This is a genomic window from Lysobacter rhizosphaerae, from assembly GCF_054779795.1.
In genome coordinates, this window is sequence record NZ_BAAGXO010000003.1 from 350,407 (window position 1) to 374,105 (window position 23,699).

A 23,699-nucleotide genomic window follows, 5' to 3' on the forward strand; every position below is an offset into this window, starting at 1 on the left:
CCTTTGCACGTATCAACGCTGACTCGGGTTGAAGTCAGTCCCTCACTGCGTCGCCTTGGCCATGCGGACCTGGGCCTCGTGTTGGGCGGCGAGCTGTTCGAAAGTCGCTTCACTGACGTCCACCATCACGCGAAGGATCGTGCCGGTAAAGGCGAACGGTGTTTCGTACAGATTCGAGACCGGCGAACAGGTGTCGCAGCCAACGTCGAAGCTTTCATTCGCTGTATAGAAGCCACCTATCTGCTTGTCGAAGCGACCTTCGCCGATCTTGTTCTTTCCGAGCCGCAGGATCACCGAGCCGCCGGTCTGGAATTTTCCCTGCTCGTCGACCTTCACCTCGACCGAGATCGTCTGGCGCCCTGCCGGGATCGTATCGGTGGACGAGACGCGGTAGCGGACCTCGTTGTAATAGTTGTGCTCCCAGTGCAGCAGCCCGTCCTTCATGAAGACGGTGAAGCCACCCCCAAGGCCGCCGCAGCAGACGAGTACTCCTTCGGCCCCTCCCTCCGGTATTTCCACCTCGGCGGCAATCGTATGGTGAAGATTCTTGGTATACGGCGATGACCGCTCGGGCACACGAACCGTACCGGCTGGATAGATGAACTTGGTCTTCCCGCGCAGATGGCTGGGTTTCAACGCAGGATCGGCGCGCTCGGCGAAGCGGTCATCGAGAGGAAGGACATTGAATTTAGCGGCCTCGGCCATGAAGCGGTCCTGCAAGTCGCGCAACTTCTTCGGATCCTTGGCTGCGAGGTCGTTCGCCTGCGAGAAGTCTTCCTCGATGTTGTAGAGCTCCCATTTGTCGCTGTCGAAGCTGACGCTGCCGGCGGTGACCCATGGCACTTTGCCGTGCAGACATCCGGCAACCCACCCGTCATGGTAGAGCGCGCGGTTGCCGAACATCTCGAAGTACTGGGTCACTCGTCTGCCGGGGGCATCCCCATCGGCGAAGGTGTAGGCCATGCTGACACCCTCGATGGGTTTCTGCGGCACGCCATCCACTTCACGCGGTTCCGGGATGCCGGCGACTTCGAGGATCGTCGGTGTGATGTCGATGGCGTGGTGGAACTGCGAGCGCAGAGCGCCGCGATCGGTAATGCGCTTTGGCCAGGACATGACCACGCCGTTGCGCGTACCGCCAAAGTGCGAGGCGACCTGCTTCATCCACTGGAACGGCGATGAACCGGCCCAGCACCATCCGACGGGATAATGGTTCTCGAACTGGTCGCTGCCGATGTCGTCGATGTGCTCGAGCATCGCCTGCACGTCGTCCGGAAGGCCCATCATGGTCTTCATCACATTGAGCGTGCCGGTCAAGGTGCCCTCGGCACTGGGACCGTTGTCACCGACGATGTAGATGATCAGCGTGTCATCGCGCATCCCCATCTGTTCGATGGCGTCCACGACCTTGCCGACCTGGGCGTCGACATGCTCCAGAAAGCCGGCAAACACTTCCTGCATGCGCGCATAGAGCCGTTTCTCGTCCGGTGAGCGGGAGTCCCACGACGGAATGGAGTCAGGCCGCGGCGTCAGCTTCGTGTTCTCGGGGATGAGGCCCAGTTTCTTCTGGCTCTCGAAGGTGTTCTCGCGCTGGCGATCCCAGCCGTGGTCGAACTTGCCCTTGTACTTGTCGGCCCAATCCTTGTGCACGTGATGCGGGGCGTGGGCGGCGCCCGGCGCGAAATAGATGAAGAACGGCTTGTCCGGCGCGGCCGCCTTCTGCTGGCCGATCCAGCCGATGGCCTTCTCGGCGATGGCTTCCGACAAGTGCCACTTCGGGTTGTCGTTCGGCATCTCGATGGGTGCGCTGTTCTCGAACAGCGGTGTGCGCCACTGATTCGTCTCTCCACCCTGGAAGCCGTAGAAATAGTCGAAGCCTTTTCCGGTCGGCCAGCGGTCGTAGGGGCCGCCGGCGCCAAGCTCGTGGTCGGGTGTGTTGTGCCACTTGCCGAAGGCGGCCGTGGCGTACTGATTACCTCTGAGGATTTCCGCGACGCACGCCGCTTCTCGCGGCCACTGGCCGTCGTAGCCCGGGAAGCCGGTCGCCAGCTCGGTGATGCAGCCGGTGTGCACGGAGTGATGGTTGCGACCGGAAAGCAGCGCGGCCCGCGTCGGCGAGCACAGTGCGGTCGTGTGGAAGCGGTTGTAGCGCAGTCCTTCGTCGGCAAGCCGCTGCAAGGTCGGCGTGTGCACCGGCCCGCCGAAGGTGCTGGTCTGGCCGAAGCCGACGTCGTCGAGCAGTACCAGCAGCACGTTGGGCGCGCCCAGCGGCGCGGCCGGCAGCGAAATGATGTCTGCCTCTGAGTCGGCGTAGGTGCTGCCGATGCGGCCTTTGAAGCGGGCTTCGGGCAGCGGCAGGATGTCGGATAGCAATTGAGTACCGGACTTGTCCGCGCTTGTGCTCGAAGGGCTTTGCTTCCTGTCGCCCTGCTCTTTCGTTCCCATGTCGCGCTTCCTCTGCAAGCAGAGCTGACGAAAGATGCATCCTTTGCCGTTACCTTCACGTCAATTCAACCCGGTCCGGGGCACTTTCCCAGCGCGTCGGAAAGAATGCCGGAGCGCTCCGAGTGCGAAACTCCCGGGAGAAGATCGATGAGCGCAGCCCGTCCGAACATCGTCTATTTCCTCGTCGATAACCTCGGCTTCGGTGAGCTCGGATGCTATGGCGGCGGCATCCTTCGCGGAGCGGACACCCGACGCATCGATGCGTTCGCCGGTCAGGGCAAGACGCTACTCAACTTCGCACCAGAGGCGCAGTGCACGCCTTCGCGATCGGCCCTGATGACCGGCCGCTATGCCATCCGCTCGGGGAATCACACCGTCGCCATGGCAGGCAGCGAGGGCGGCCTGGTCGCGTGGGAAAGGACCATGGGCGACGTGCTCTCGGAACACGGCTATGCAACAGCCTGTATGGGCAAGTGGCATATCGGCGCGTCCGATGGACGCTGGCCAACCGACCATGGTTTCGACGAGTGGTATGGCATTCCCAGGACATGGGACGAGAGCCTCTGGCTCGATGACCCCTGGTACGACCCGGAGCGCGATCTGGTCAGCCATGTCATGGAAGGGCGGAAGGGAGAACAGGTCCATCCGGTCACGCAACTGACGCTCGATGTCCGAAGGGATATCGATGCGGAGTTCATGGCTCGCAGCAAGGCCTTCATCAAGCGCAGCGTGGACGCGGGAACCCCCTTCTTCCTCTACTTCAACCATTCGCTGATGCATCTCCCGACCATCCCGCGAGCGGAGTTCAAGGGAACCTCCGGGCAGGGCGACTGGGCGGATTGCCTGCTTCAGCTCGATGCCGATTTCGGCACGATGCTCGATTACCTGGATGAACTCGGCATCGCCAACGACACCATCGTCGTCTTCTCCGGCGACAACGGCCCCGAAGAACTGCAACCGTGGCGCGGCCATGCGGGATTCTTCTCCGGCTCCTATTTCACCGGCATGGAAGGGTCGCTGCGGACGCCTTGCCTGGTGCGCTATCCGGGGAAGGTGCCGGCGGGCGGGCGCACCAACGAGATCGTGCACGTCACCGACATGTTCACCACGATATTGCGCTGGGCAGGAACCGATGCGCCTCTCGATCGCATCATCGACGGCGTCGACCAGCGCGATTTCCTGGAGGGCCGGCACGAGACCTCCGCCCGCGAGGGTTTCCCTTACTGGATGGGCGACGTCCTCTACGGCGTCAAGTGGAAGAACTTCAAGCTTGTGATGTACTCCCAGAAGACGCTGATCGAACCTGCCCAGAAGCTCGCCTCGCCGTACCTGATCAACCTGGTGACCGATCCCGGCGAGCGGGAACCCTTCGATCTGCCGCACCTGCACTCCTGGGTCGGCGTGCATTTCGGGAAGATATTGGGGAGCTTCGCCAACAGTGTCAGACGTGAGCCGCTGATCCCGGCGGGCGCGCCGCTCGACCACGTCCCGTTGCCACAACAACGGCACGAGTAGCAGCGACGCGGCGCTGGCTGCCTTCGCGGCTTACTGCCGCGCCATCGCGATGCGGTATCGCTCCTCGGCACCTATCATGTGATCGGCGTCCTTGGCCGCGGCATCGATGTCGATCTGTACCCAGTGGATCTTGCCGTTGAAGGCATTGTCTTTCGGGCCGTAGTCTTCCGACACGGGCTCGCCCGCCTCACAGCCCACGTCCATCGTCTCGTCCATCGAGAAAAGGAAGGCATGCGTGCGTGCGACATGCCCTTCGCCGACTTTCGTGCCGTCGACGTAGAGCGTGATGCCGGCCCCTTTGCCCAGGCCGCCGCCGTCGTAGGCGAATTCCATCCGCACCTGGTGCTTGCCCGCCGGCAGCGCCGAGCCCGCTTCCACTTCGGAGCGCAGCAGGCCAAGGAAGTTGTAGTGGTACTTGAGCTTGCCGTCGTGAGCGTAGAGGCTCCAGCCGCCCATGTGGCCGCCGTGGGCTGCGATCACGCCCTTGGCACCGCCTGCCGGGAGCTCGACCTCGGCAGTGACGGAGTGGGACTTGTTCTTCGTGTTGATCGCCGTGTTCTCGCCGAGCCGGCGCATGCCCGAGAAGAGGAGTTGCGTGTTGCCATGCACGACCGTCGGGCGCCCGGCGATGTCCGGGTTCGTGCGCTCGGCCTTGCGGTCGTCCAGCGGGAATACGTTGTACTTCGACGCTTCGAGGTCGAACAGACGCTTCATTTCGGCGACCTTCTCCGGCATCTCCTTGGCGAGATCATGCGCCTGCGACCAGTCCTTGGTCGTGTCGTAGAGCTCCCAGACGTCACCGCTCAGCGGTGGCTGCGCGCCAACGACCACCCACGGCGGGTTTCCGTGGCGGGTCACCGCAGTCCAGCCCTTGTGGTAGATGCCGCGGTTGCAGACCATTTCGAAGTACTGCGTCTCGTGCCGTTCCGCCGCCTTGGCGTCGTCGAATGAGTAGCGCATGCTGACGCCGTGCAGCGGCTCCTGCATCACGCCATTGACGAAGGTCGGTTGTGGCAATCCCGCCGCTTCCAGGATCGTCGGCGCCACATCGATCACGTGGTGGAACTGCGTTCGCAGTTCGCCTTTGGCCTTGATGCCATTCGGCCAGTGAATGATGGTGCCGTTGCGTGTGCCACCGAAATGCGACGCGACCTGCTTGGTCCACTGGTATGGCGTGTCCATCGCGTGCGCCCAGCCGACCGCGTAGTGGTTCTGCGCGCGGGCCGAGCCCAGCTCTTCTATTTTCTCGATCATGAGTTCAGGCGTGGCGAGGTCGGGTGCCTCCGCGCCGGCCTTGTCGTTCCAGGCGCCGATCAACGAGCCCTCCGCCGAGGCGCCGTTGTCCCCGATGATGTAGTAGACGAGCGTGTCATCGAGGATGCCAAGCTCCGACAGCGAATCGACGACGCGGCCCACATGGTGGTCGGCATACTCGAGGTATGCCGCATAGATCTCCATCTCGCGCGCGAGCACCGGATACAGCCGGGCGTCCATCTTGTCCCACGCCGGAATCTCATCCGGCCGTTTGGTGAGCTCGCAGTCCGGCGGAACGACGCCGAGCTTCTTCTGGCGCGCGAACGTTTCTTCGCGAACCTTGTCCCATCCCTGGTCGAACTTGCCTTTGTACTTCGCGATCCAGTCTCTCGGCACATGGTGCGGTGCGTGCGTTGCACCCGGTGCGAAGTAAACGAAGAACGGCTGGTCGGGCGTGATCGCCTTTTGCTGGCGGATGTAGCCGATAGCCTTGTCCGCAAGATCCTCCATGAGGTGATAGCCCTCTTCGGGGCTGCGCTCCGGCTCCACTGGCGTCGTGCCGTCGTAGAGATTCGGGTAGTACTGGTGGCTCTCCCCACCGATGAAACCAAAGAAATGTTCGAATCCCGAGCCCGTCGGCCAGTGTCGGTACGGGCCGATCGGGGTCGCTTCGAAGACGGGCACTTCGTGGCACTTGCCGAACTGCGCCGTCGAGTAGCCGTTGAGCTTGAGAATTTCCGCCAGCGGTGCGCAGGTATTGGGACGCAGCGAGTTGTAGCCGGGCGCCGAGGTGGCGATCTCGGTGATGCCACCCATGCCTACGGCGTGGTGGTTGCGGCCCGACAGCATCGCCGCCCGCGTCGGGGAGCACAGCGCCGTGGTGTGGAAGCGGTTGTACTTCAGCCCGTTGCCTGCAAGTCGTTCGGCCGTGGGCGTCTGGCATGGTCCACCGAACGCGCTGGAGGCACCGAAGCCAACATCGTCGATCAGGATCACCAGGACATTCGGCGCGCCAGCCGGCGGCCGCAGCGTGGTGATCGGCGGGAACTTGGTGTCCGGATCCTTGGCGTCGTAGGTGGTCAGGCCAACCGGCTTGCGGTCCGGGATCGGCAGGACTTCGCGTGGGATAGCGTCGGGTGTGGCCATACGGACCTCTGCCGTTGGAGATGGCCCGAGAGGAATGCGCCCGCGCGCGTTCAATGCTTGTGAATGCCCGTTTGTGGCAGTCGCCTGGAGCGCGCGATCACCAAATCAAGTCGTCGGGCACCTGGAACTGCGCGTAGTACGCATCATCTTCTGAGGTCGTGGCGGAGGGCTCGGTGCCCGCCTCCTGGCCGTGATCGAGCACGATCATGCTGGCGTCGCGTTCGCGCACCTTGTCGCCGGCCGCACGCGGAAGCAGTTCGTAGCGGTCGCCAAGACGGGCTATCACCAGCGCGCCGGAAGACAGCTTCCTGCGCAGGTCATCGTTGACGAGCACGGTGCGGATGGCGCCGTCGGCGGTGAAGCGATACTCGCTCTCCCCCGAGCGCGGCACCTTCTTGTCTTCGATGATCTGCCGGGCCTGGGCAAGCAGTTCAGCCTTGCGCGCCTGGGCTTTGCGCTCGGCGGCCAGCGCGCGGTCCCGCTCGGCCTTTTCGGCCCGCGCCCGCTCGGCTTCCCGCTGGATCTCGTTGAGTTCGGACGGCCCTTTGGCATGCCGGGCCTTGTTCTGCTCACGCGCAACCTCGGCCACCTTGGACTTCTTGACCAGGCCCGCCTTGAGCAACTGTTCCTGGAGCGGATTCGCCTTTGCCATGTCGCAGTTTCTTGTTCCGGGTTTCCGCCCCATCATACCCGCCGCCCCACCCCCGCCTTGGCCCCTTCCGTCTGATGGAATCCTTGAAGTACCTCGCCGGTTACCCACCACACGTGCAGGCGCGGGTGCGAGAGCTGATCGAACAGGGACGGCTGGGCGCGGTACTGGCCGACAAGTACGGCCAGTCCCACACCGTGCGCAGCGACGGCCAGCTGTACGACTACGTCCAGGCGCTCAAGGACCGGCACCTGCGCCGATCGGTGCCGCTGGGCAAAGTGGTCTACGACAGCAAGCTACAGGTGATGAAGCACGCGCTCGGCACCCACACCGCGATTTCCCGGGTGCATGGCGACAGGCTCAAGGCGAGCCGGGAGATTCGCATCGCCACCGTGTTCCGCGATGCGCCCGCTGAGTTCCTGAAGATGATCGTGGTGCATGAACTCGCGCACATCAAGGAAGCCGAGCACAACAAGTCCTTCTACCAGCTGTGCACGCACATGGAGCCGGACTACCACCAGTTGGAGTTCGACTTACGCCTCTACCTGACTCAACTTGACCTGGGGCAGCGCTGAGGCTGCACCGGCGCCAGCTCAGTTCTTTCTCGCAGTCTGGACGCGGGGGAAGTAGCGCATCACGAAGAACAGGTACACCAGCCAGAGTGCGAACCATGCAGACGCCACGGCAATAAGCCCGACCGTGAAGAGGACCAGGCTCGGAGCCAGGAACAACAGGACGCACCCGAGCAGCCAGAAGCCATCGCCCCGACGCGAGTACCGGGCACGCTCGACATCGTCGATCCGGCCGCCTAGCGAGGCGCCGTAATAATAGAAGGACGAGAACGCGAACGAGAACGTCGCCACACCCATCATGATCAACGTGGCTTGATACGCAAAGGCGTCGATCTGGCCGTCTGCGAACTTCGGATACAGAAAGAACAGCAGGAACGTGAAGATCGCGATGCTCGACGCCGCGAGCTGGTACGACCGGTTGACATTGGCTGCGGCAAGTTCGTCGGCCATGGATCTCCCCTCTCCTCGCCTGGTTCGCAATGGTCGTAAAGATACTACGGCCGAATGCGGCATTCGTTCCCGCAGACAATCAGCACTCAATCAGGCACCTGAAAAAAAGAACCCCGGCCAAGGCCGGGGTTCGCGTTGCACTTCGGTCTACTGAAACGGATCAGAACGCCGCGGCAGCGGACACTGCTGCATTGGCATCGATGATGCCGTTGCCGATCGGCTTGTCGTTGCTGCCCGGGAAGGCGCGCAACGTGCTCTTCAGGATGCTCTCCACCTGCGCCGGGGTCAGCGGCGTGGTGCGCACGGCCTGCATCAGTGCAACGGTACCCGCTACGTGCGGCGCCGCCATCGAGGTGCCCGCCATGCACAGGTAGTTCTCGGTGGTCGGGCCGCTGGTGCCGGCGTTGCCGGTGGACACGATCAGCGTGGTGCAGTCCGGGCTGTCGCCACCTGGTGCGGCCACGTCGATCAGGCTGCCGTAGTTGGAGTAGCTGGCACGGGTGCCGTTCTTGTTGGTCGCGGCCACGGCGATGACGTTGCCGCAGCTGGCCGGGGTGAAGCCGGCGGCGTCGGCGTTGTCGTTGCCGGCAGCCACCACCACGGTGGTGCCACGGGCGACGGCGGCGTTGATCGCGTTCTGGTAGGTGCTGGAGCACGCACCGGCGCCGCCCAGCGACATGTTGATGACTTCGGCCGGATTGGCATTGACCGGAGCGCCGGCGACGGTGCCGCCCGACGCCCAGGTGATGCCGTCGACGATGTCGGAGGTGTAGCCGCCACCACGACCCAGTACGCGCACCGGCACCACCTTGGCACCGTAGGCCACGCCGATCACGCCCACGCCGTTGTTGCCGACCGCGGCGATCGTGCCGGCCGTGTGGGTGCCATGCCAGCTGGAGTTCTGGGCGCGGTAGTAGTCGCCCGGATCGTGCGCGTCGGCGTCGCGGCCACCGCCGTCGCCGGCGACGGTCTTGCTCGAGATGAAGTCGTAGCCCGGCAGGATGTTCGCGAGCAGGTCGCTGTGGTTGGTGTAGCCGGTGTCGAGCACCGCCACGACCACGCCGTTGCCGTTGGTGGTGTTCCAGGCCTGGTCGGCGCGGATGCCACCGGTGCTGGTCTGCATGCCCCACAGGTAGGTGCTGTAGTGGGGGTCGTTCGGGGTCATCAGCGGCTTCATGATCCGGTCGACCTCGACGTACTCGACGTTCGGGTCGGCGGCGATATTGCGCATCAGGCGCTCTGCATCGGCACGGCCCAGCCCATGGCTGGCCTCGACGACTTCACCGCCGACGGACAGCGTGCGCAGGTGACCGACGGCCAGCGCCTGGCCATTGCTCCTGGCGGCGATATCCAGGTTGTGCTGCCGCGCAACGGCAGTGGTGCCGGCGCGGTACTTGACGATGAAGCGATCAAAGCTGGTCTGGTCCGCGGACTGCAGGCCGGCAGTATCCACGCGACCCGCGGCAGCAGCGGAGCCAGCGAACCCGGCGGTCAGTGCAATCGCCATGGCCGTGGCCAGCGCGTGCTGGTGCAACTTGTGCGACTTCGACATCAGGATGTTCCCCTGTGGGATTTTGAAATGTGGCTTGCCTGCATCGGCAACCCACGCCGTGACCCGGCCGCACACTCCAGTGGCCCATTCCTGGAGCGGCGTCTCTCTCGCCGGGACTGACCGGCAGGACGCCGGTCGGTTTCAACCTAGCGAGAAATCCTGCCTGCAAGCAATGCGTGTGCGTGCCTGCGCTCAAGGCCTGTCTGTCCGCGCCGCGGCCGCTTGGCGTTTCACGGCTAAAAAGCAGGGGAAACCGGCAGATCCGACGGATAGTGAACCGGTCAGGGTGATGATCGAAACCGGGAGCGTCGTCACACGTGCTGTTGCGTAGCAGCACAAATGATCCCATTGCAGTGGCTTGGGTTGATGCCACCCGTGCCCGCAGCGTGACGAAATCAGCGCCGCATCAAGCCGCGCTCCGCCCTTAGAAAAACACCCGCACGCCCACCTGTACCTGCGTGTCGACCTGCCGCGCATCGAGTCCTTCGCTACGCCGCTGGTTGCGGCTGCTGTCGACGCGCAGGACTTCCCCCGTGACGCGCAGGCGTTCGTGCGGACGCCAGTTCAGTGCAAGGGTCAAGGCATTGCCATGTTCGCTCAGCGGCGACGACAGCGCCCCGGATCCCTGCCGGCTCTGGAACAGGTCGACGCGCAGCGCGGGCTGCCAGGCCCCGTATTCCCGCGCGAGCATCAGGTAACCGGCATTGAATCCCGTGTTGAGTATGAACTCGTCCACGGGCTCGAAGATTGTGGAACCGTGCATGACCTGGCCCAGCAGTGCCCACTCGCCGAAACGCTGCTCCGCCCCTGCGCTCCAGAAGTACGTGCGCCAGGCCATGACCGTGCGACCGGAATAGCGCACCGATTCGTAGAGGTCGGCATGGTTGTCGTAATACAGCGCAGTAAAACGGCGTTGCGACGACGGTGCCCACCCTACCGCGCCATAGAACCCGGGGCGGTCATCCATCTCGACGAACGGGCGGTACTCCATCGGCACGGGTGCGAACGCCACGGGCGCATAGACATCCGGTTGGCGCAGGCTGCCATCGATGCCCGTGGCGATGTCACCCATGCCCCAGCCGCGCGTGGCGAGCAGTTCGCCCGCCGGATCGTTCTTGAAGAACATCGCCGCGCGCGCGTCGAACGTGCCGTGCTGGCCGCGGTGTTCGACGTGCACCTCCGCCCCGATGGTCCGCAACTCCTCGCCGACCCAGCTGTTGATCGCCGAAGGCGTCAGCGTCCGCGTGGTGCTCCAGGCGACGCCGTCGTGCTCGAGCGAGATCGGCGGGAAGAACGCGCCGGCCTGGATCGACCAGCGCCACGGCGTGGTCGACACCGGGCGATAGCGGACCCAGGCCTCGGTCAGATCGACCGACTTCGGCAGTTCGGGCTGGTACTGCGCGGTGGCGCTCGCCAGCAACGACGGCGTGATCTGGAACGCGACGTTCAATGCGGCGCCGCCCGACACGGCGTCGTCGTCGCCACCGAAGCGGGTCTTGCCCAGGCCGCCGTCGAGCCAACTGGTTTCGTCCGCCGGGGCCACCACGCGCAGGTCCACGTAGCCGTCCACCTGCACCGACTGTGCCTGCACAGGACGTACCAGCAGGTACGTCACCACGGCCACGGCGACGGCTGTTCTTCGCATCAGCTCTCCAGACCCGCCGGCTGGCGCCAGCGTTCGGCGTGGGTCAATCGTCCGAACTCCTCCACCGGCAGTGGTGGAGAGATCAGGAAGCCCTGCGCGTGGTCGCAGCCGAAGTTACGCAGCCAGTCCAGCGCCGTCGCATCGTCCACGCCCTCGGCGGTGACGCGATATCCCAGGTGGTGGCCGAGCTCGACGATGGACCTCACGATGATCCGGTCTTCGCGCGAGTGCGCCAGGTTCGTGATGAATGTCTTGTCGATCTTCAACTCGCGCACTGGCAGCCGGCGCAGGTAGGCGAACGACGATTGGCCGACGCCGAAGTCATCGATCGCCAGGTCGATACCCTGGTCGGCGAGGCGGCGCAGCACGGCGATCGCCGCATCGGGCTTGCCCATGATGGCGCTCTCGGTGATCTCCAGCACGATCTGCGTGGGTGCCACGCCGTGCGCCTGCAGGAGCCCGGCAATGCGGCGCGGAAGATCGACGTCGTCGAGGTCACGCGCGGAAATGTTGATGGACACCCGGATCGCGCGTCCCTCTGCTTTCCAGCGGCTCGCCTGCGCGATGCCAGCGTCCAGCGCCCAGCGCGTGACGCGGCGGATGTTGCCGGTTTCCTCGGCGAGCGCAATGAAGGCGTCCGGGGCCACCGGACCGACGATCGGATGCACCCAACGCGCCAGGCCTTCGGCGCTGTCGATGCGTCCGTCCTGCAAGTTGAGCTTGGGCTGGTAGTGCAGATGGATGCCGCCGAATTCCAGCGCATGGCGCAGGTCGCCCATCAGCGACAGGCGCTCGGGTCGATGCGGGTCGGTCGCGGGGTCGTAGACCGCGACCGGATCGACCGCGCGCAGTGCCCCGATCATCGCCACCTCCGCGCGACGAAGCAGCACGCTGGCATCGGCGCCGTGCTCCGGCGCCAGCGCGATGCCGACGGCGGGCGCGAAGTCGAGCGTGAGGTCGGCTTCGTGGTAGGGCTCGGTCAGCGCCTCAACGATGGCGTGCGCGAGCTCGCGCGCGCCGCCGCGCGCCGAACCCGGGAGGAAGATCGACAGTTGCGTATCGGTCGCACGCGCCACCAGTGCTTCGCCGGCTGTCGCCTGCACGCGGGCGCCCGCTTCGCGCATCAGCCGGTCGGACACCACGTGACCGAGGGTCTTGATGATCTCGGGCAAACGCTCCAAGCCCACCATAAGCAGGGCCGCAGGAGCATCCGGACGCGCGGCACGCGCGTTCTGGATCGCCGCTTCGGTGTAAGCGCGGTTCGGCAATCCGGTCACCTGGTCGTGGCCCGCCTGGTGCAGGATGCGCTCCTCGCGGTCGCGGATCGCGTGCGCCATGTTGCCGAACGCATTGGCCAGTTGGCCGAGCTCGTCGGCGCGCGCCGGCGTGTCCGGTGGGCTGTAATCGCCCAACGCGATGCGCCGGGACAGCGCCGCCAGTTGCTCCACCGGGCGCGACACCCCGCGCGCGATCAGCCACGCACAGACCAGGCCGACGATCAGGCCGAAGGCCAGCAGCGCGGCCCAGGCGAACCCCACCGGCCGGTACGGCTTGAGCGCGTCGTCGACGGAGAAGCCGAGCACGGCGGCCACGCGCGGACTCTGGCCCGAGCCCCGCAACCACACGGCCTGCGAGACGTATTCGCGGCCGCCGATATCGACCACGACGGGCAATGTGGGCAAGCGCCCGCGCGCGGCCAGCGGCACGGCTAGCTGGCTGGGATCACTGCCCCGCGCCAGCACGGTGAAGCCTCCGGAGGCATCGGCGGCGGCCAGCTCGATGCTCCTGGGCAAGCTCGACTGCTGCTGCAGCCGCAATACCACCCGGTCGTCCACGGGGATGGCGGCGCCGATGTAGCCCACCAGGTCCGGGGCGAACACCGGCACGACCACCATCCAGTACGCGCGCTGTTTCCGGGCAACGATCGCCGCGACCGGTTCCTGCAGCGCGCGCTCGACCAGGTCCGCATAAGGGAACGGAGTGCCCACGGGCCACTGCGCGGTAGTGTCCGCTTCGATGCGGCCATCCACGCCGATCAGCAGCATCTGCGTGGCGCCGACGCGGCGGCCGTGGTTTTGCAGCGCCGATGCGAGCGTCGCCCCGTCACCCTGCGCCACGGCGGAGCGCAATGCGAAATCCTGCGCGAGCACCTCCACGCTGGCGGCGGTGCGGTCGGACATGTCCTGGAACTGGTGGGCGAAGGACTGCGCGACCACCTGCAGCTGGCGCTTGCCCTCCCCTACGAGTTCGCCGCGGGTGACCTGGTAGACGAGCAGGCCGGTGAGCCCCTGCACGACGACCAGGGCCACGACAAAGAACGACCCCAGGCGGAAGCGGAAGCCCATGGCCGGCGCCCTCGCCGTCAGTACCGTGTGTGTTCGCGGTCGAACTGCCGCCGCGAGTCCGGAAGCAGCGACAGCGAGAAGCCCAGGCTGCGGCGCTCATCGCCACGCAGCGCGAGACCAGACTGCACCAGGTCCGGTCGCTTGGGCGGCAAGCGCGGATGCCAGACGCGTACGTCGAACTCGCCCGCAGGCAGGTCCTGGAACTTCGCCACGCCGTTTGCATCGGAGTGTGCGACCCACGGTGCGTCGGAAACGTACAGGTAATTGATCATGCCGTCGTGGATGTTGCAGCCCACGGCGATGACTCCGGAACGCTCGAGTTTCAGCGGGTCCGAATGGGCCCCGGGCGCAAGCACGAACTCGAAGGCCTTGATCGGCGAGAACGAATAGACGTGGTGGCGGGTGCGGTCGCTGTTGCGGTAGACGACCTCATCGCCGGGCCGGAACACTTCGACGTAGGGGGTGAAGGCCAACGCCTTCTGGTCGATCACGCGCGTGGATGCCGGACCGCGGGCCGGCGCCCTGCGCGGCTCGCCCGATACGGCATCGCGGACGACCATGCTCACTACCGCGTCGGCGACGGGCTGGCCTTTGCTATCGGTGACGCGGACTTCGAGTTCGGCCGCGGCGGCCGTAGTTTCGAGCAAAGCCAGTATCCAGAACGCCACTGCCTGCTTCCGCATGCCGCTCCCCCTGAAGGCGCCACTGACGGATGGGCGACCCCACGGCCCATGCCGCGAGGTTAGCACTGCCGGCGTTGGGCGCAACGGGGTGCAGCGATGGACATGGCCGCTGTGGTCGTTGGTGCCCGCGAACGCGGCGCAACGCGCCCTTCAAGATGGGCTCCAAGATCGCTAAACCTTCCGCCCCGGAGGAACATCCAAGCGCACGGAGATCCCTTCCGCCGCATGCACGACAACAGCAATCGAGGAACCACGATGCCCAACCTTGCCAGGGCCCGCGCCACGCGCCAGCTCGCCGTGTTCCTTTTTGCTGCATTCCTGTCGGCCTGCGCTGGGTCGATGCCCGCGGGCCAAGCGCCGAAGGAAGCGAACGCCGACCAGGACGCGCCGCGCATCGCCGCCTTCCGACAGCAGGTCGACGCGGACCGCGAGCGCCTGAAGATCCCGGGCCTGTCCACCGTGGTCCTCGAGGACGGCAAGGTGCTGTGGACGGAGGGCCTCGGTTATGCGGACCTCGAGCACAAGGTGCCTGCCACGCCGGACACGCTCTACCACGTCGCCTCGCTGACCAAGACCTTCACCGCGATCCTGGTATGGCAGCTGGTCGAACAGGGCAAGCTCGATCTCGACGAACCGGTGTCGCACTACTCGAGCGACTTCAAGGACGACTCGGTCAAGATCAAGCACCTGCTCAGCCACACCTCCGAAGACCTGCCCGGCGACCACTACAAGTACAACCCGGACCGCTTCGAATACCTCAAAGCCGTGCTCGAGAAGAAGACCGGCAAGCCGTTGCGCCAGCTGTTCGTGGAGACGTTCCTGGATCCGCTCGACATGCAGGAAAGCGTGCCCGGCCCCGACGTCGCCAACGATGCGGCGAAGTGGGCGGTCCTCGGCCAGGACCACCTCGTGCGCTACAAGACCAACCTCGCCCGCCTCGCCGAGCCCTACACCTACTACGGCGAGGGCGAGATCCTGCACGAGGCGCAGCCGCCCGCGGACTTCTGGGCCTCGGCGGGATTGCTCTCCACCGTGCGCGACATGGCGAAGTACGACGCGGCCGTCGACCGCCACGCCCTGCTGAAGCCCGAAACGCTGGCCCGGGCCTGGACGCCCTTCACTTCCAACGCCGGCAAGCCGCTGGCCCATGGCCTGGGCTGGTTCGTCACCGACTACCGCGGCACGCGGCTCGTGTGGCACTACGGGCACTGGGGCACCGGCTTCTCGGCGCTCTACCTCAAGGTGCCCTCGAAGCACCTGTCGATGATCCTGCTGTCCAACAGCGAGGCGCTGGCCGACCACATGTTCCAGATCGGCGAGGACATCACCACCAACGTCTTCGCGTGCGACTTCCTCGATACGTTCGTGCCCGAACTGGCGAGCGCGAGCGGGCCGACGTCCGCGACTGCGGTCGCGGACTGCAACGTCGGATCGCGTGCGGCGCTGGCGAAGTGGATCGAGGATCGCCGCGCCAAGATGCGCAAGGCGATTACGGTGGACCCCGCCCTGCTGCAAGCCTACGCAGGGCGCTATGACGTGCCGGAGCGTGGCGTGTGGACCATGACCGCGGAAGACGGCCACATGTACCTCGTCGGCTCCAGCGGCAAGCAGTACGAACTGTTCGCCGAAGCGCCGAACCGCTTCTTCCTGAAGACCCGGCCGTGGACGGTGATCTTCGTCAAGGAAGGCGGGCGGGTCACGCGGATGGACATCGAGGACACGGGATTGACGCTGCACGCGCCCCGCGTCAAATAAGCCGCGCGTGGATGTGCCGCCATCCTGGATGGCACGTGGACGCCGCCGAAGGTCGAGCCGGTGCAATGAAGAAAGCCCGCCTTTCGGCGGGCTTCCTTGTGCAGCGATACCTGTAGCTCAGTCGTATCCCCACACCTTGAGCTTGGCCGACTTCGCCTTGCCAAGGATCTGGTACTGGATGGTGATCGACGTCAGGCGCGACTTGATCCCGGGAGCATTCATCGGGGCCGTCTGCCCCCCGACCTTGATGACACCGACATCCATCATCGTGGCGTCGGGGCGGTTGTCCCAGTGCAGGGCGAGCTGCGTGACCTTCACGTCAGCGCCTTCGACGGAGAGCTTCACCTGCTTGATGTTCTTGTTCCATATATCGCCGCTGCTCGTGATCTCGGTGCTCGGGTCGGCGGCCTTCAGCGTCTTTTCGCTGAGCACGAACCACTGGTCCCCCGCACTGGCGCTGCCGATGAAGGCAACTGCGCTGACCACAAACGAGGCCATCAAAGTGCGAATGTTCGTCTTCATGGACATCTCCTGGTTGCGGTGGTTGCCGCTGGCTTCGCAGCGGCACGGTCCCCATCCCCATGTATATCCACCACGGCGTTAACGCCCGGTCGTATCGCACGCGCCGCCGGCTAAACCGGGGGCTGCGGATTCACCGGCAGTCGCCGGGGTCGACTCGGGGTAGGCTTCACCCACCCGGCAGCATTGGCCCCATTCCCTTCCCACGTCGCTGAGGATGCCCATGACCCGTCTGCTCGCAATACTGCTGACCCTGCTCGTGCCCGCCCTCGCCTCTGCCGCCAAACATCCCAGTTACAGTTACTTCCGCGTCGGCAACAGCGCCGATATCGCGCCGGCACCACAGCCGGGCATCGTGCTGATGGGTGGCAGCACCGATGTCGACGCGGCCTTCCAGTGGCTGTGCCAACGCTCCGGTGGCGGCGATCTGCTGGTGATCCGCGCGACCGGCACCGACGCGTACAACCCCTACATCCAGGACCTGTGCCCGGGCGAAAATTCAGTCGCCACGCTGATCATTCCCGACTCCGCGGCGGCGAACAACGCAACGGTGGCCGACATACTGTCGAAGGCAGAAGCGGTCTGGATCGCGGGAGGCGACCAGTCGAACTACATCAACGTCTGGACCGGCACGCCGGTGCAGGCCACGCTCAATGCCCTGATCGCCAGCGGCGTACCGGTAGGCGGCACCAGCGCCGGCCTCAACGTGCTGACGCAATTCGTCTACACCGCGCAGGCCAGCCAGGGCGTGACGTCGAGCCAGGCCCTGGCCAATCCGTTCAATCGCTACATGACGCTCGGGCGCGACTTCGCCAACCTGCCCGTGCTCGCCGGGATCATCGGCGATCCGCACTTCGGTGCGCGCGATCGCATGGGGCGCGACCTCGCATTCCTGTGCCGCATCGCCGTCAACGGCTGGAGCAGTGCACCGCGCGGAATCTCCGTCGATGAGCAGACCGCATTGCTGGTGGATGCGCAGGGCAACGCCAGCGTGGTCGGCAGCGGCAACGTCTATTTCCTGAAGGCGCCCGGCCTGCCGGAAACCTGCCAGAGCAAGGTACCGCTGACCTACCGCAACATCGCAGTCGATCGCATCCGCGCCGGCGATGCGTTCAACGTTTCGACCTGGCAACGCACGGGCGGCAGCGCGTACCTGGTCTCGGCGGAGGCAGGCGTGCTGGGTTCGACACAGCCGGGCGGCTCGCCTTACTGACGTCCGTGGATGCGTCGACGGTGCGGGTGAGCTTCCGGTCAATGCAGGCGTCGTCGACGCCTGCGCGGACGGTCAGCCGCATCTCTCCAGGTCGTGGTCACTGTCCGAGGTAACGGTCCCGTTGGGATTGATCCTCAGGTGGAACGTCTCGCGAACCAGGAAGTTGTTGCCGGGCCCTGGACCGATGACGAGGAAGTTGCCTACGAGGGTCGTGTTGTAGTCATGACCGTCCTGGATGGAACCCATCACCTGGCCGTTCAGCCCTCCGGTGGCCCGGTATGCGTCCCCCGTGGTCAATCCCACGCCGGTGACCTCATGCATATCCACGTGCATGCCGCTGCGGACCTGGCTGCCGTTGATATTCAGGCGGAACTGCTCGTGTCGTGGCCCTTCCAACAACACGAGTTCCCCGTTACCGCCGTTGGCGCAAGGGACGAACGTCAGGAAGCTGTAATCGTAGGTATCGTTCACGACAACTTCCGCGTGGGCCGGCGCCGCAATCGCTGTGAGAAGCACGCCTGCAAACATCACACCTCGTTTCATCGGAGCTCTCCGCTCGTTGGGTAGTCCTGCCCGTGAGACTGGCGTGGCCGTTCGGCTCGTGCCATCCCCCGAAGGAGCTACAAGCGAACCGACACCTCGACCGCGCCGCCAACAAGGAAGGCGCCGTTTTCCACTTCGAATGTGCCGACTGCAACAGCAGCAAACCTCCATCGCGTCGCGCGGCCCGAGCCAGCGTCGGCGGCTGCCAGCCGGCCCCCGCATGCCACCGCGGGTCGGCCGGCGCCTGGCCGTAGCCCTTGCTGATGTGCGCAACGATGTCCGGAGTGCCGTCAGCGTTCGATATTCCCCAACGCTCCCCGGAAACATTTAGGGCCCGGTTTCCCGGGCCCTAAATTTTGATTCAATTCGCATCCTCAAGCTTAGCTTGCAACCTCCGGCTTTCCGCCTGGTTAGTTCCCAGGTTCGGGCGGCTGCGGAATGACCCTCGTCGCCAGGCATTCCACATTGGACTCTTGATGGGGCCCGACTACCGACGCCAGGTGCAGCGGTGGATCATAAATCGCGGTGGCGAAACCATCGCCATGGGCGAGATGGGCCGCTACTGCATTGTCGCCGCTAGCCCCGATCAAAATCCCCAGGAATTGATTTCCCGTAAAGGTCACGGTTCCGCCATTCGGCAGGATGAAAGTGCAGTTACCGGTGGCTTCGCAATTGGCGCCAAGATCGAATGGCCCGCCGATGTTGTGACACAGAATTTTCGGTTGTGGGTGAGAGATTGCGGAACCGGCAATCAAGGTGGCGCTGACACCCAGAGCAATCGTCATCAGTGATTTCTTTAGCCCAATCACTCCAGTCTCCTTCTCAAGTCAGTGGGCACTGTCCGTGCCCGTGCGGTAGCCGCACGGTGCGCGGGTCGAAATCGAGAGGCCATTCCCCATGGGGGTTATTTGCTTAAGCGTTCAGCTGCAGCGAGCAATGGCGAGGACTGAATGCGTGAACCCGCCCATCCGCGAGGCCATCGGAGAGCCAATCGAGGTAACTCGATCCGAAAAAAAGAATTTGCGCGCACCGGCGGCGCAGTGCGCTTCGCTTATTGCGCTCTACGCTTTAGAAGCGGAGGTGTTGTCGACATCAGTGAATGCGCGACAGCAGTGCCTGGAAGCGAGGCTCGTCATGCAGGGGCACCAGGTCGCTGTCGTTTTCCATCCAGTCGCGATCGCCCCAGCCGAGGCTGACGGCCTGCTCGAGCAAGTCGATGGCGCGTTCCTTCTCGCCCAGGCCGGTGTAGAAGCAGGCGACGTTGTAGAGCACGACCGGTTCGTTCATGCCCTGCTGCATGGCCTGTTCGGCCAGGGCAATCGCCTTGTCCCGCTCACCGATGCGGTAGAGGTTCTGCGCGGCGAAGTAGATCGCGCGGGTGTCGTGCGGGTTGAGCTTGAGGTGCCGCTCGAGGGTGCCGAGCGCACCCAGGCGCACGCGCATCTCGTCCTGCTTGCGGCCGAGCGAGGCGTACGCCATCGCCAGGAACATCGGCACCTGGAAGTCGGCGGGATTGACCTCGGACGCCCGGGTGTAAAGCTCGACCGCTTTCTCGACCTTTCCCTGCGACGAGGCGGCCATGCCGTAGTAGTACCAGGCCTCGAACAGATTGGGGTTGCGGCTGATGGCGATTTCGAACTCGGCGTCGGCCTCGTCGTAGCGGTTGCTGATGCATAACGCCATGCCACGCGCGGCATGGGCCTCGGCCGAGTCGCGGTCCAGCACCACGGCCTGCTCGCTGGCGCGGTTGGCCTTCTCGACATTGTCCGGCGTCGCCTCGACGTAGCGGTACATGTGCGAATACGCGTCGGCGAGCCCGGCATAGGCGAGCGCGTATTTGGAATCCAGGCTGATGGCCTGGTCGAACATGCGGATGGCGTGCTCGTAGTCGCGGCGCGCCATCGAATACATGTAATTGCGACCGCGCAGGTAGTAGTCGTAGGCCTCCGGGTCGGTGGTGGCGGCCGATTGGATGGCGCGGCGTTCCTGCGGGCTCAGCGTCACCTGCATCGCCTTGACGATGCTGTGGGCGATGTCGTCCTGGATGGCGAACACGTCCTTCATCTCGCGGTCGTAGGTTTCCGACCACATGTGCGAGTCGGTATCGGCCTCGATCAGCTGCGCGGTGATGCGCACGCGGTCGCCGGCGCGGCGGACGCTGCCTTCCAGGATCGTGCTGACGCCCAGTTGCCGGGCCACGGTCGGGATGTCGACCTTCTCGCCCTTGAGGTTGAACGAGGAAGTGCGCGAGGCGACCTTGAGCTGTGGCAGCTTGGCCAGCAGGTTGAGGATCTCCTCGGAGATACCATCGCTGAAATACTCGTTCTCGGCGTCGCCGCTCATATTGACGAAGGGCAGCACGGCGATGGTGCGACGGCCTTCGTCGACGGCGGAGACCGCGCGCGGCGCCGGGGTTGGCGTCGCCCGTGGCGTGGTTCCCCGTTCTGTCGACGCGATTGCCGGCGCATCGGTCGACGTCGTCGCGGGGTTGGTGATGGCCGCCGCAGCGGGCGCATCCACCGGACGGGTGCGCTGCACGCCGCGCGGGCCGATGTCGAACATCCAGCCCATCACGAATGCGATCGGGAAGCCGAGCACGACCAGTGCGATCACCAAGGTGACAGTCCAGTCGGGCAGGTGCAGCCCCGGCAGCATGGTCGAGGCGACCTCGATCACGACCCAGCCGGCGATGGCATAGACCACCGCGACGCGGATCACGCGGCGCCGTCGCAGCTCGGCGAAGAAGCCGAGCCCCGACGACTCATTGCCTGGTTCAGCCATGGGCGTCCTCCAGGGGATGCGCGGATGGTGGGCGTCCCGCCCCAACCGTGCAACTTCGCGACCGTGGAAGCCCGGCAGGCCTGCATGTTGCGGCGGCACGTCATACAGCGTGGCTGATCCGGCCAGGGAATGCGCCTTCACCGACTGCAACAACGTGGCGAAGAGGGTCTGGCGGTCATGGGCGGTTTTCGGGAGGCCAGCTCCGAATCGACCATGCGCTCGGTGAGGCGCTGCAGCCCGCCAGGCGGTTGACCTGTCCGGGGAATCGCGCGCGTTGTTTACGCCGAGGGACCGACCACTGGAGAAAGGCCATGAAGACCTTGCTGCTGTCCTTGCTGCTTGCGGGTTCCGCATTCAACGTCCAGGCACAGCCCGTCACCGCATCGACGGACCTGCTCGAACTGCCCCCGGCCCTGCCGTTCGAAACCTCGCCCTGGGCGACGGTCGTGTTCACCAACCAGACCGACAACGCCATCGATGTGTACGGCCTCGGCTCGAACGGGCCCTTTGGCTTCGACTGGCAGTGCAGCGGAGGCACTTATGTGGAACTGCCGCCGCGGGGCACCTGCGTCCTGAGCGTCCGTTTCGAAGGCGGTGAAGGCCAGCCCCTGGGTGTCATCGATGGCCTGGTGGGATTCCGGTTGTCGACCGGCACGGTGCTCGTGGACCTGCGTGCGTTCACCTATGCACCCATGGCCCCGTTCGGGGTGCGCAACCTGCGCTCGTCGCTGATCCCGCTCGGGTTCGACCTGGAGCTGGTGCAGACGCTCGACGCGCGCTTGTCTACGGTGGAAACGTTGCTGGGGGATGGCAGCGCCGCCAACGACCGCAGGGCCTGTGGCCAGTTGCAATTCTTCGAACAGCGCGTCCTGCAGGAAGCCGCGCACGATCGCGTCCGCGACTGGAGCGCGGCAGTGCTGGTGGTCCAGAAGGACGCGATGTGGCTCAACCTCCACTGCGGCGGGCCGTGGCGGAACCGATGAGCGTTTGGCATCGGCCGCACGCCACTGGTGTGCGGTCGATGTTGAACATGGGCTCGATGCACCCCGGCGCGGCGGGCCAGTCGCGGCACGCTGCCACAAGCAGACTTTGATGCCCTTGCCGGGGAGATCGAAGCACGCGATCTTTCACTGGAAGAGATCGAGAACTTCTCTCCTCCAGCGCCGTGAATGAACCTGACCCCTCTCCCTGGATCGTGAATCCTCAATCGCGTGCCTGGAGATGTCGTGCGGCCGTCGCCGCCGCTGCCCGCAACACGCCGGCATAGAACGGGCGGGCCTGCCCTGCCTCACGGGCCGCAGTCTCCAGCCAATCGATGTAGGCCGTGAGCAAGTCCCGCGCGTTGTATTGGGATCCGAGGTCGGCGATGGTCTTTGCAACGGCATCCCGCACATGCCAGTCAACGTTGGCGCCTGTCTCGGCCTGCCTGGCGAGATCAGCGACTCTAAGAACATGCGGCGTGATTAGACCGACGACTGTGGCCTTCATTGGTTCGACCCTGATTTGCTCCAAGCCGGGGAAGATAGCGCAACCGCCATGAATGGTGCTTCCGAAAACCGCGGACGGCGGCATGAATCAACCTGCCCCCTCTGCCGACGCTGACCTCTGGTCAGGAACGACGCCGTTGTCATATGGAGAGGGAGCGGGCAATGCCATTCAAAAGGAGCGGCACCATGGCAAGAACACCTCTCAACCTCCAGATCCAGCTCTACAACCTGGACTGTCACGACGAAGCGGATGGCTGGGGCGACGCAGAACCCTACTTGTGGCCGGTCTTCTTCAAGATCGACGGCGACGGCTATGCCGTGGGCTCGGCGGGACTGATCGGCTTTCCGCCCATCGAGGTCAAGAACGGAGCCCACGGCAATCTCGGCGACGAGGACGTCGATGAAGGCGACCGCGTCCTCATTCCCACCTCGCTGGGCGCGTGGACCACGCAGCTCAAGCCGATTCCCGTGTACGACCCGACCTTCCGCCAGGTGCTCGGCGACGACCTGCCGGGGATCGCCGGCGTGGTCGTCGTACTGATGGAAGAAGACGGCTGGCCCGACGATATCGCCACCACCGCCTATGCGGCCCTGTGCGATGCCGTGCAATTCGCGGTGGCAAAAGCCGCCGCCAGCTTCCAGCACGCCACATCGCCGCCGACGCCGGAGGAGATCGCCGCGCAGATCGCCGCCGTGAAAGAAGCGGCCGCCACCGCCGTCAGGGCCGCTGTCGTCGATTACATGAGCGGTGCCCAGATCGCCTGGTATGGAACGTTCGGCAACAACGACGACAAGATCGGCGCCGAGGCGTTCACGGTGACCCAGGACGACTTCGAGCAGACCCCGGTGATCGAGTTCCAACGCCGCTGGGACGACGACGAAAGCGATGGCAACGGCGACTGGGAGATCCATGGCGGATTCATCAGCCGCGACGCATCCGGCTCCAGCCCGGCCTCGTGCGACGACATCCAGGCGGCGATCGACTCGCTGAAGGAAGACCTGCAGAGCGACATCGACGCCAACGAGCGCAAGAGGATCCAGCACGCCATCGCCGATCTGTTGCGCAAGGCGAAGCTGATGGGCTGCGCCTGATCCATGGAAGCGACGCGTCCGGGCTGCCGGACGCGTTCTCGTATCGACTCACA

18 protein-coding genes and 1 pseudogene are annotated in these 23,699 nt (G+C 65.1%); 6 read left to right on the forward strand and 13 right to left on the reverse strand.

Annotation, left to right across the window (positions count from 1 at the left end; genetic code table 11):
- Positions 1-42: 42 nt before the first annotated feature.
- Positions 43-2,445, reverse strand: coding sequence for an arylsulfatase (locus ACYVGE_RS06565; protein WP_460728207.1), 2,403 nt, complete (start codon positions 2,443-2,445; stop codon positions 43-45).
- A 147-nt stretch (positions 2,446-2,592) separates the two neighbouring features.
- Between ACYVGE_RS06565 and ACYVGE_RS06570 the strand changes: the two genes are divergently transcribed.
- On the forward strand, positions 2,593-3,960 hold the full coding sequence (locus ACYVGE_RS06570; RefSeq protein WP_460728209.1) for an arylsulfatase: 1,368 nt from the start codon (positions 2,593-2,595) through the stop codon (positions 3,958-3,960).
- A gap of 30 nt (positions 3,961-3,990) precedes the next feature.
- Here the strand turns inward: ACYVGE_RS06570 and ACYVGE_RS06575 are convergent, their stop codons facing one another.
- On the reverse strand, positions 3,991-6,360 hold the full coding sequence (locus ACYVGE_RS06575) for an arylsulfatase (protein WP_460728211.1): 2,370 nt from the start codon (positions 6,358-6,360) through the stop codon (positions 3,991-3,993).
- Between the two features lie 97 nt (positions 6,361-6,457).
- The gene (locus tag ACYVGE_RS06580) at positions 6,458-7,012 is read right to left on the reverse strand and encodes a DUF2058 domain-containing protein (RefSeq protein ID WP_460728213.1); all 555 of its coding nucleotides are present in this window, start codon (positions 7,010-7,012) and stop codon (positions 6,458-6,460) included.
- Between the two features lie 74 nt (positions 7,013-7,086).
- Here ACYVGE_RS06580 and ACYVGE_RS06585 point away from each other — a divergent pair, with 74 nt between their 5' ends.
- Positions 7,087-7,584 (forward strand): M48 metallopeptidase family protein, encoded by a 498-nt coding sequence (locus ACYVGE_RS06585; protein ID WP_460728215.1) that lies wholly within the window; start codon positions 7,087-7,089, stop codon positions 7,582-7,584.
- Positions 7,585-7,602: 18 nt separating this feature from the next.
- On the opposite strand, the gene ACYVGE_RS06590 is transcribed toward ACYVGE_RS06585, so the two are convergent.
- From ACYVGE_RS06590 to ACYVGE_RS06610, 5 genes and pseudogenes are all read right to left on the reverse strand, one after another.
- A complete protein-coding gene (locus ACYVGE_RS06590; RefSeq protein ID WP_460728217.1) occupies positions 7,603-8,031 on the reverse strand; it encodes a hypothetical protein in 429 nt (142 codons plus the stop codon).
- Between the two features lie 172 nt (positions 8,032-8,203).
- Positions 8,204-9,538: pseudogene (locus ACYVGE_RS06595) on the reverse strand (S8 family peptidase); the annotation flags it as partial.
- 469 nt (positions 9,539-10,007) lie between these two features.
- Positions 10,008-11,228, reverse strand: a complete 1,221-nt coding sequence (locus ACYVGE_RS06600) for a hypothetical protein (protein WP_460728219.1) — start codon at positions 11,226-11,228, stop codon at positions 10,008-10,010.
- Complete coding sequence (locus tag ACYVGE_RS06605; protein ID WP_460728221.1) at positions 11,228-13,573, reverse strand: putative bifunctional diguanylate cyclase/phosphodiesterase; 2,346 nt, start codon at positions 13,571-13,573, stop codon at positions 11,228-11,230. The genes ACYVGE_RS06600 and ACYVGE_RS06605 overlap by 1 nt, the downstream gene beginning before the upstream one ends.
- A gap of 17 nt (positions 13,574-13,590) precedes the next feature.
- A complete protein-coding gene (locus tag ACYVGE_RS06610; protein ID WP_460728223.1) occupies positions 13,591-14,256 on the reverse strand; it encodes a cupredoxin domain-containing protein in 666 nt (221 codons plus the stop codon).
- Positions 14,257-14,511: 255 nt separating this feature from the next.
- Between ACYVGE_RS06610 and ACYVGE_RS06615 the strand changes: the two genes are divergently transcribed.
- The gene (locus ACYVGE_RS06615; RefSeq protein ID WP_460728224.1) at positions 14,512-16,011 is read left to right on the forward strand and encodes a serine hydrolase; all 1,500 of its coding nucleotides are present in this window, start codon (positions 14,512-14,514) and stop codon (positions 16,009-16,011) included.
- Between the two features lie 117 nt (positions 16,012-16,128).
- Here the strand turns inward: ACYVGE_RS06615 and ACYVGE_RS06620 are convergent, their stop codons facing one another.
- On the reverse strand, positions 16,129-16,533 hold the full coding sequence (locus ACYVGE_RS06620; protein ID WP_460728226.1) for a hypothetical protein: 405 nt from the start codon (positions 16,531-16,533) through the stop codon (positions 16,129-16,131).
- 220 nt (positions 16,534-16,753) lie between these two features.
- Between ACYVGE_RS06620 and ACYVGE_RS06625 the strand changes: the two genes are divergently transcribed.
- Positions 16,754-17,743, forward strand: a complete 990-nt coding sequence (locus tag ACYVGE_RS06625) for a cyanophycinase (protein ID WP_460728228.1) — start codon at positions 16,754-16,756, stop codon at positions 17,741-17,743.
- Positions 17,744-17,815: 72 nt separating this feature from the next.
- Here the strand turns inward: ACYVGE_RS06625 and ACYVGE_RS06630 are convergent, their stop codons facing one another.
- The 3 genes from ACYVGE_RS06630 to ACYVGE_RS06640 all read right to left on the reverse strand — a co-directional run bounded on the left by ACYVGE_RS06630 (position 17,816) and on the right by ACYVGE_RS06640 (position 21,067).
- Positions 17,816-18,286 carry a hypothetical protein gene (locus ACYVGE_RS06630; RefSeq protein WP_460728230.1) on the reverse strand — a complete coding sequence of 157 codons (471 nt, stop codon included), beginning with the start codon at positions 18,284-18,286 and terminating at the stop codon, positions 17,816-17,818.
- A 410-nt stretch (positions 18,287-18,696) separates the two neighbouring features.
- Positions 18,697-19,071, reverse strand: a complete 375-nt coding sequence (locus ACYVGE_RS06635; protein ID WP_460728232.1) for a hypothetical protein — start codon at positions 19,069-19,071, stop codon at positions 18,697-18,699.
- Positions 19,072-19,378: 307 nt separating this feature from the next.
- Complete coding sequence (locus ACYVGE_RS06640; protein ID WP_460728234.1) at positions 19,379-21,067, reverse strand: TPR end-of-group domain-containing protein; 1,689 nt, start codon at positions 21,065-21,067, stop codon at positions 19,379-19,381.
- 311 nt (positions 21,068-21,378) lie between these two features.
- Between ACYVGE_RS06640 and ACYVGE_RS06645 the strand changes: the two genes are divergently transcribed.
- The gene (locus tag ACYVGE_RS06645; RefSeq protein WP_460728236.1) at positions 21,379-22,050 is read left to right on the forward strand and encodes a hypothetical protein; all 672 of its coding nucleotides are present in this window, start codon (positions 21,379-21,381) and stop codon (positions 22,048-22,050) included.
- 220 nt (positions 22,051-22,270) lie between these two features.
- Here the strand turns inward: ACYVGE_RS06645 and ACYVGE_RS06650 are convergent, their stop codons facing one another.
- Positions 22,271-22,555, reverse strand: coding sequence for a hypothetical protein (locus tag ACYVGE_RS06650; RefSeq protein ID WP_460728238.1), 285 nt, complete (start codon positions 22,553-22,555; stop codon positions 22,271-22,273).
- Between the two features lie 185 nt (positions 22,556-22,740).
- Here ACYVGE_RS06650 and ACYVGE_RS06655 point away from each other — a divergent pair, with 185 nt between their 5' ends.
- Entirely contained in the window at positions 22,741-23,646 is a 906-nt protein-coding gene (locus ACYVGE_RS06655) for a hypothetical protein (RefSeq protein ID WP_460728240.1), read from the forward strand.
- Positions 23,647-23,699: the final 53 nt, after the last annotated feature.

Coding starts and splice junctions, on each gene's coding strand:
- ACYVGE_RS06615 (WP_460728224.1), top strand. CDS start 14,512: ATGCCCAACCTTGCCAGGGCCCGCGCCACGCGCCAGCTCGCCGTGTTC.
- ACYVGE_RS06600 (WP_460728219.1), bottom strand. CDS start 11,228: ATGCGAAGAACAGCCGTCGCCGTGGCCGTGGTGACGTACCTGCTGGTA.
- ACYVGE_RS06640 (WP_460728234.1), bottom strand. CDS start 21,067: ATGGCTGAACCAGGCAATGAGTCGTCGGGGCTCGGCTTCTTCGCCGAG.
- ACYVGE_RS06645 (WP_460728236.1), top strand. CDS start 21,379: ATGAAGACCTTGCTGCTGTCCTTGCTGCTTGCGGGTTCCGCATTCAAC.
- ACYVGE_RS06620 (WP_460728226.1), bottom strand. CDS start 16,533: ATGAAGACGAACATTCGCACTTTGATGGCCTCGTTTGTGGTCAGCGCA.
- ACYVGE_RS06635 (WP_460728232.1), bottom strand. CDS start 19,071: ATGACGATTGCTCTGGGTGTCAGCGCCACCTTGATTGCCGGTTCCGCA.
- ACYVGE_RS06580 (WP_460728213.1), bottom strand. CDS start 7,012: ATGGCAAAGGCGAATCCGCTCCAGGAACAGTTGCTCAAGGCGGGCCTG.
- ACYVGE_RS06570 (WP_460728209.1), top strand. CDS start 2,593: ATGAGCGCAGCCCGTCCGAACATCGTCTATTTCCTCGTCGATAACCTC.
- ACYVGE_RS06625 (WP_460728228.1), top strand. CDS start 16,754: ATGACCCGTCTGCTCGCAATACTGCTGACCCTGCTCGTGCCCGCCCTC.
- ACYVGE_RS06605 (WP_460728221.1), bottom strand. CDS start 13,573: ATGGGCTTCCGCTTCCGCCTGGGGTCGTTCTTTGTCGTGGCCCTGGTC.
- ACYVGE_RS06610 (WP_460728223.1), bottom strand. CDS start 14,256: ATGCGGAAGCAGGCAGTGGCGTTCTGGATACTGGCTTTGCTCGAAACT.
- ACYVGE_RS06585 (WP_460728215.1), top strand. CDS start 7,087: ATGGAATCCTTGAAGTACCTCGCCGGTTACCCACCACACGTGCAGGCG.
- ACYVGE_RS06655 (WP_460728240.1), top strand. CDS start 22,741: ATGGCAAGAACACCTCTCAACCTCCAGATCCAGCTCTACAACCTGGAC.
- ACYVGE_RS06630 (WP_460728230.1), bottom strand. CDS start 18,286: ATGAAACGAGGTGTGATGTTTGCAGGCGTGCTTCTCACAGCGATTGCG.
- ACYVGE_RS06590 (WP_460728217.1), bottom strand. CDS start 8,031: ATGGCCGACGAACTTGCCGCAGCCAATGTCAACCGGTCGTACCAGCTC.
- ACYVGE_RS06575 (WP_460728211.1), bottom strand. CDS start 6,360: ATGGCCACACCCGACGCTATCCCACGCGAAGTCCTGCCGATCCCGGAC.
- ACYVGE_RS06565 (WP_460728207.1), bottom strand. CDS start 2,445: ATGGGAACGAAAGAGCAGGGCGACAGGAAGCAAAGCCCTTCGAGCACA.
- ACYVGE_RS06650 (WP_460728238.1), bottom strand. CDS start 22,555: ATGAAGGCCACAGTCGTCGGTCTAATCACGCCGCATGTTCTTAGAGTC.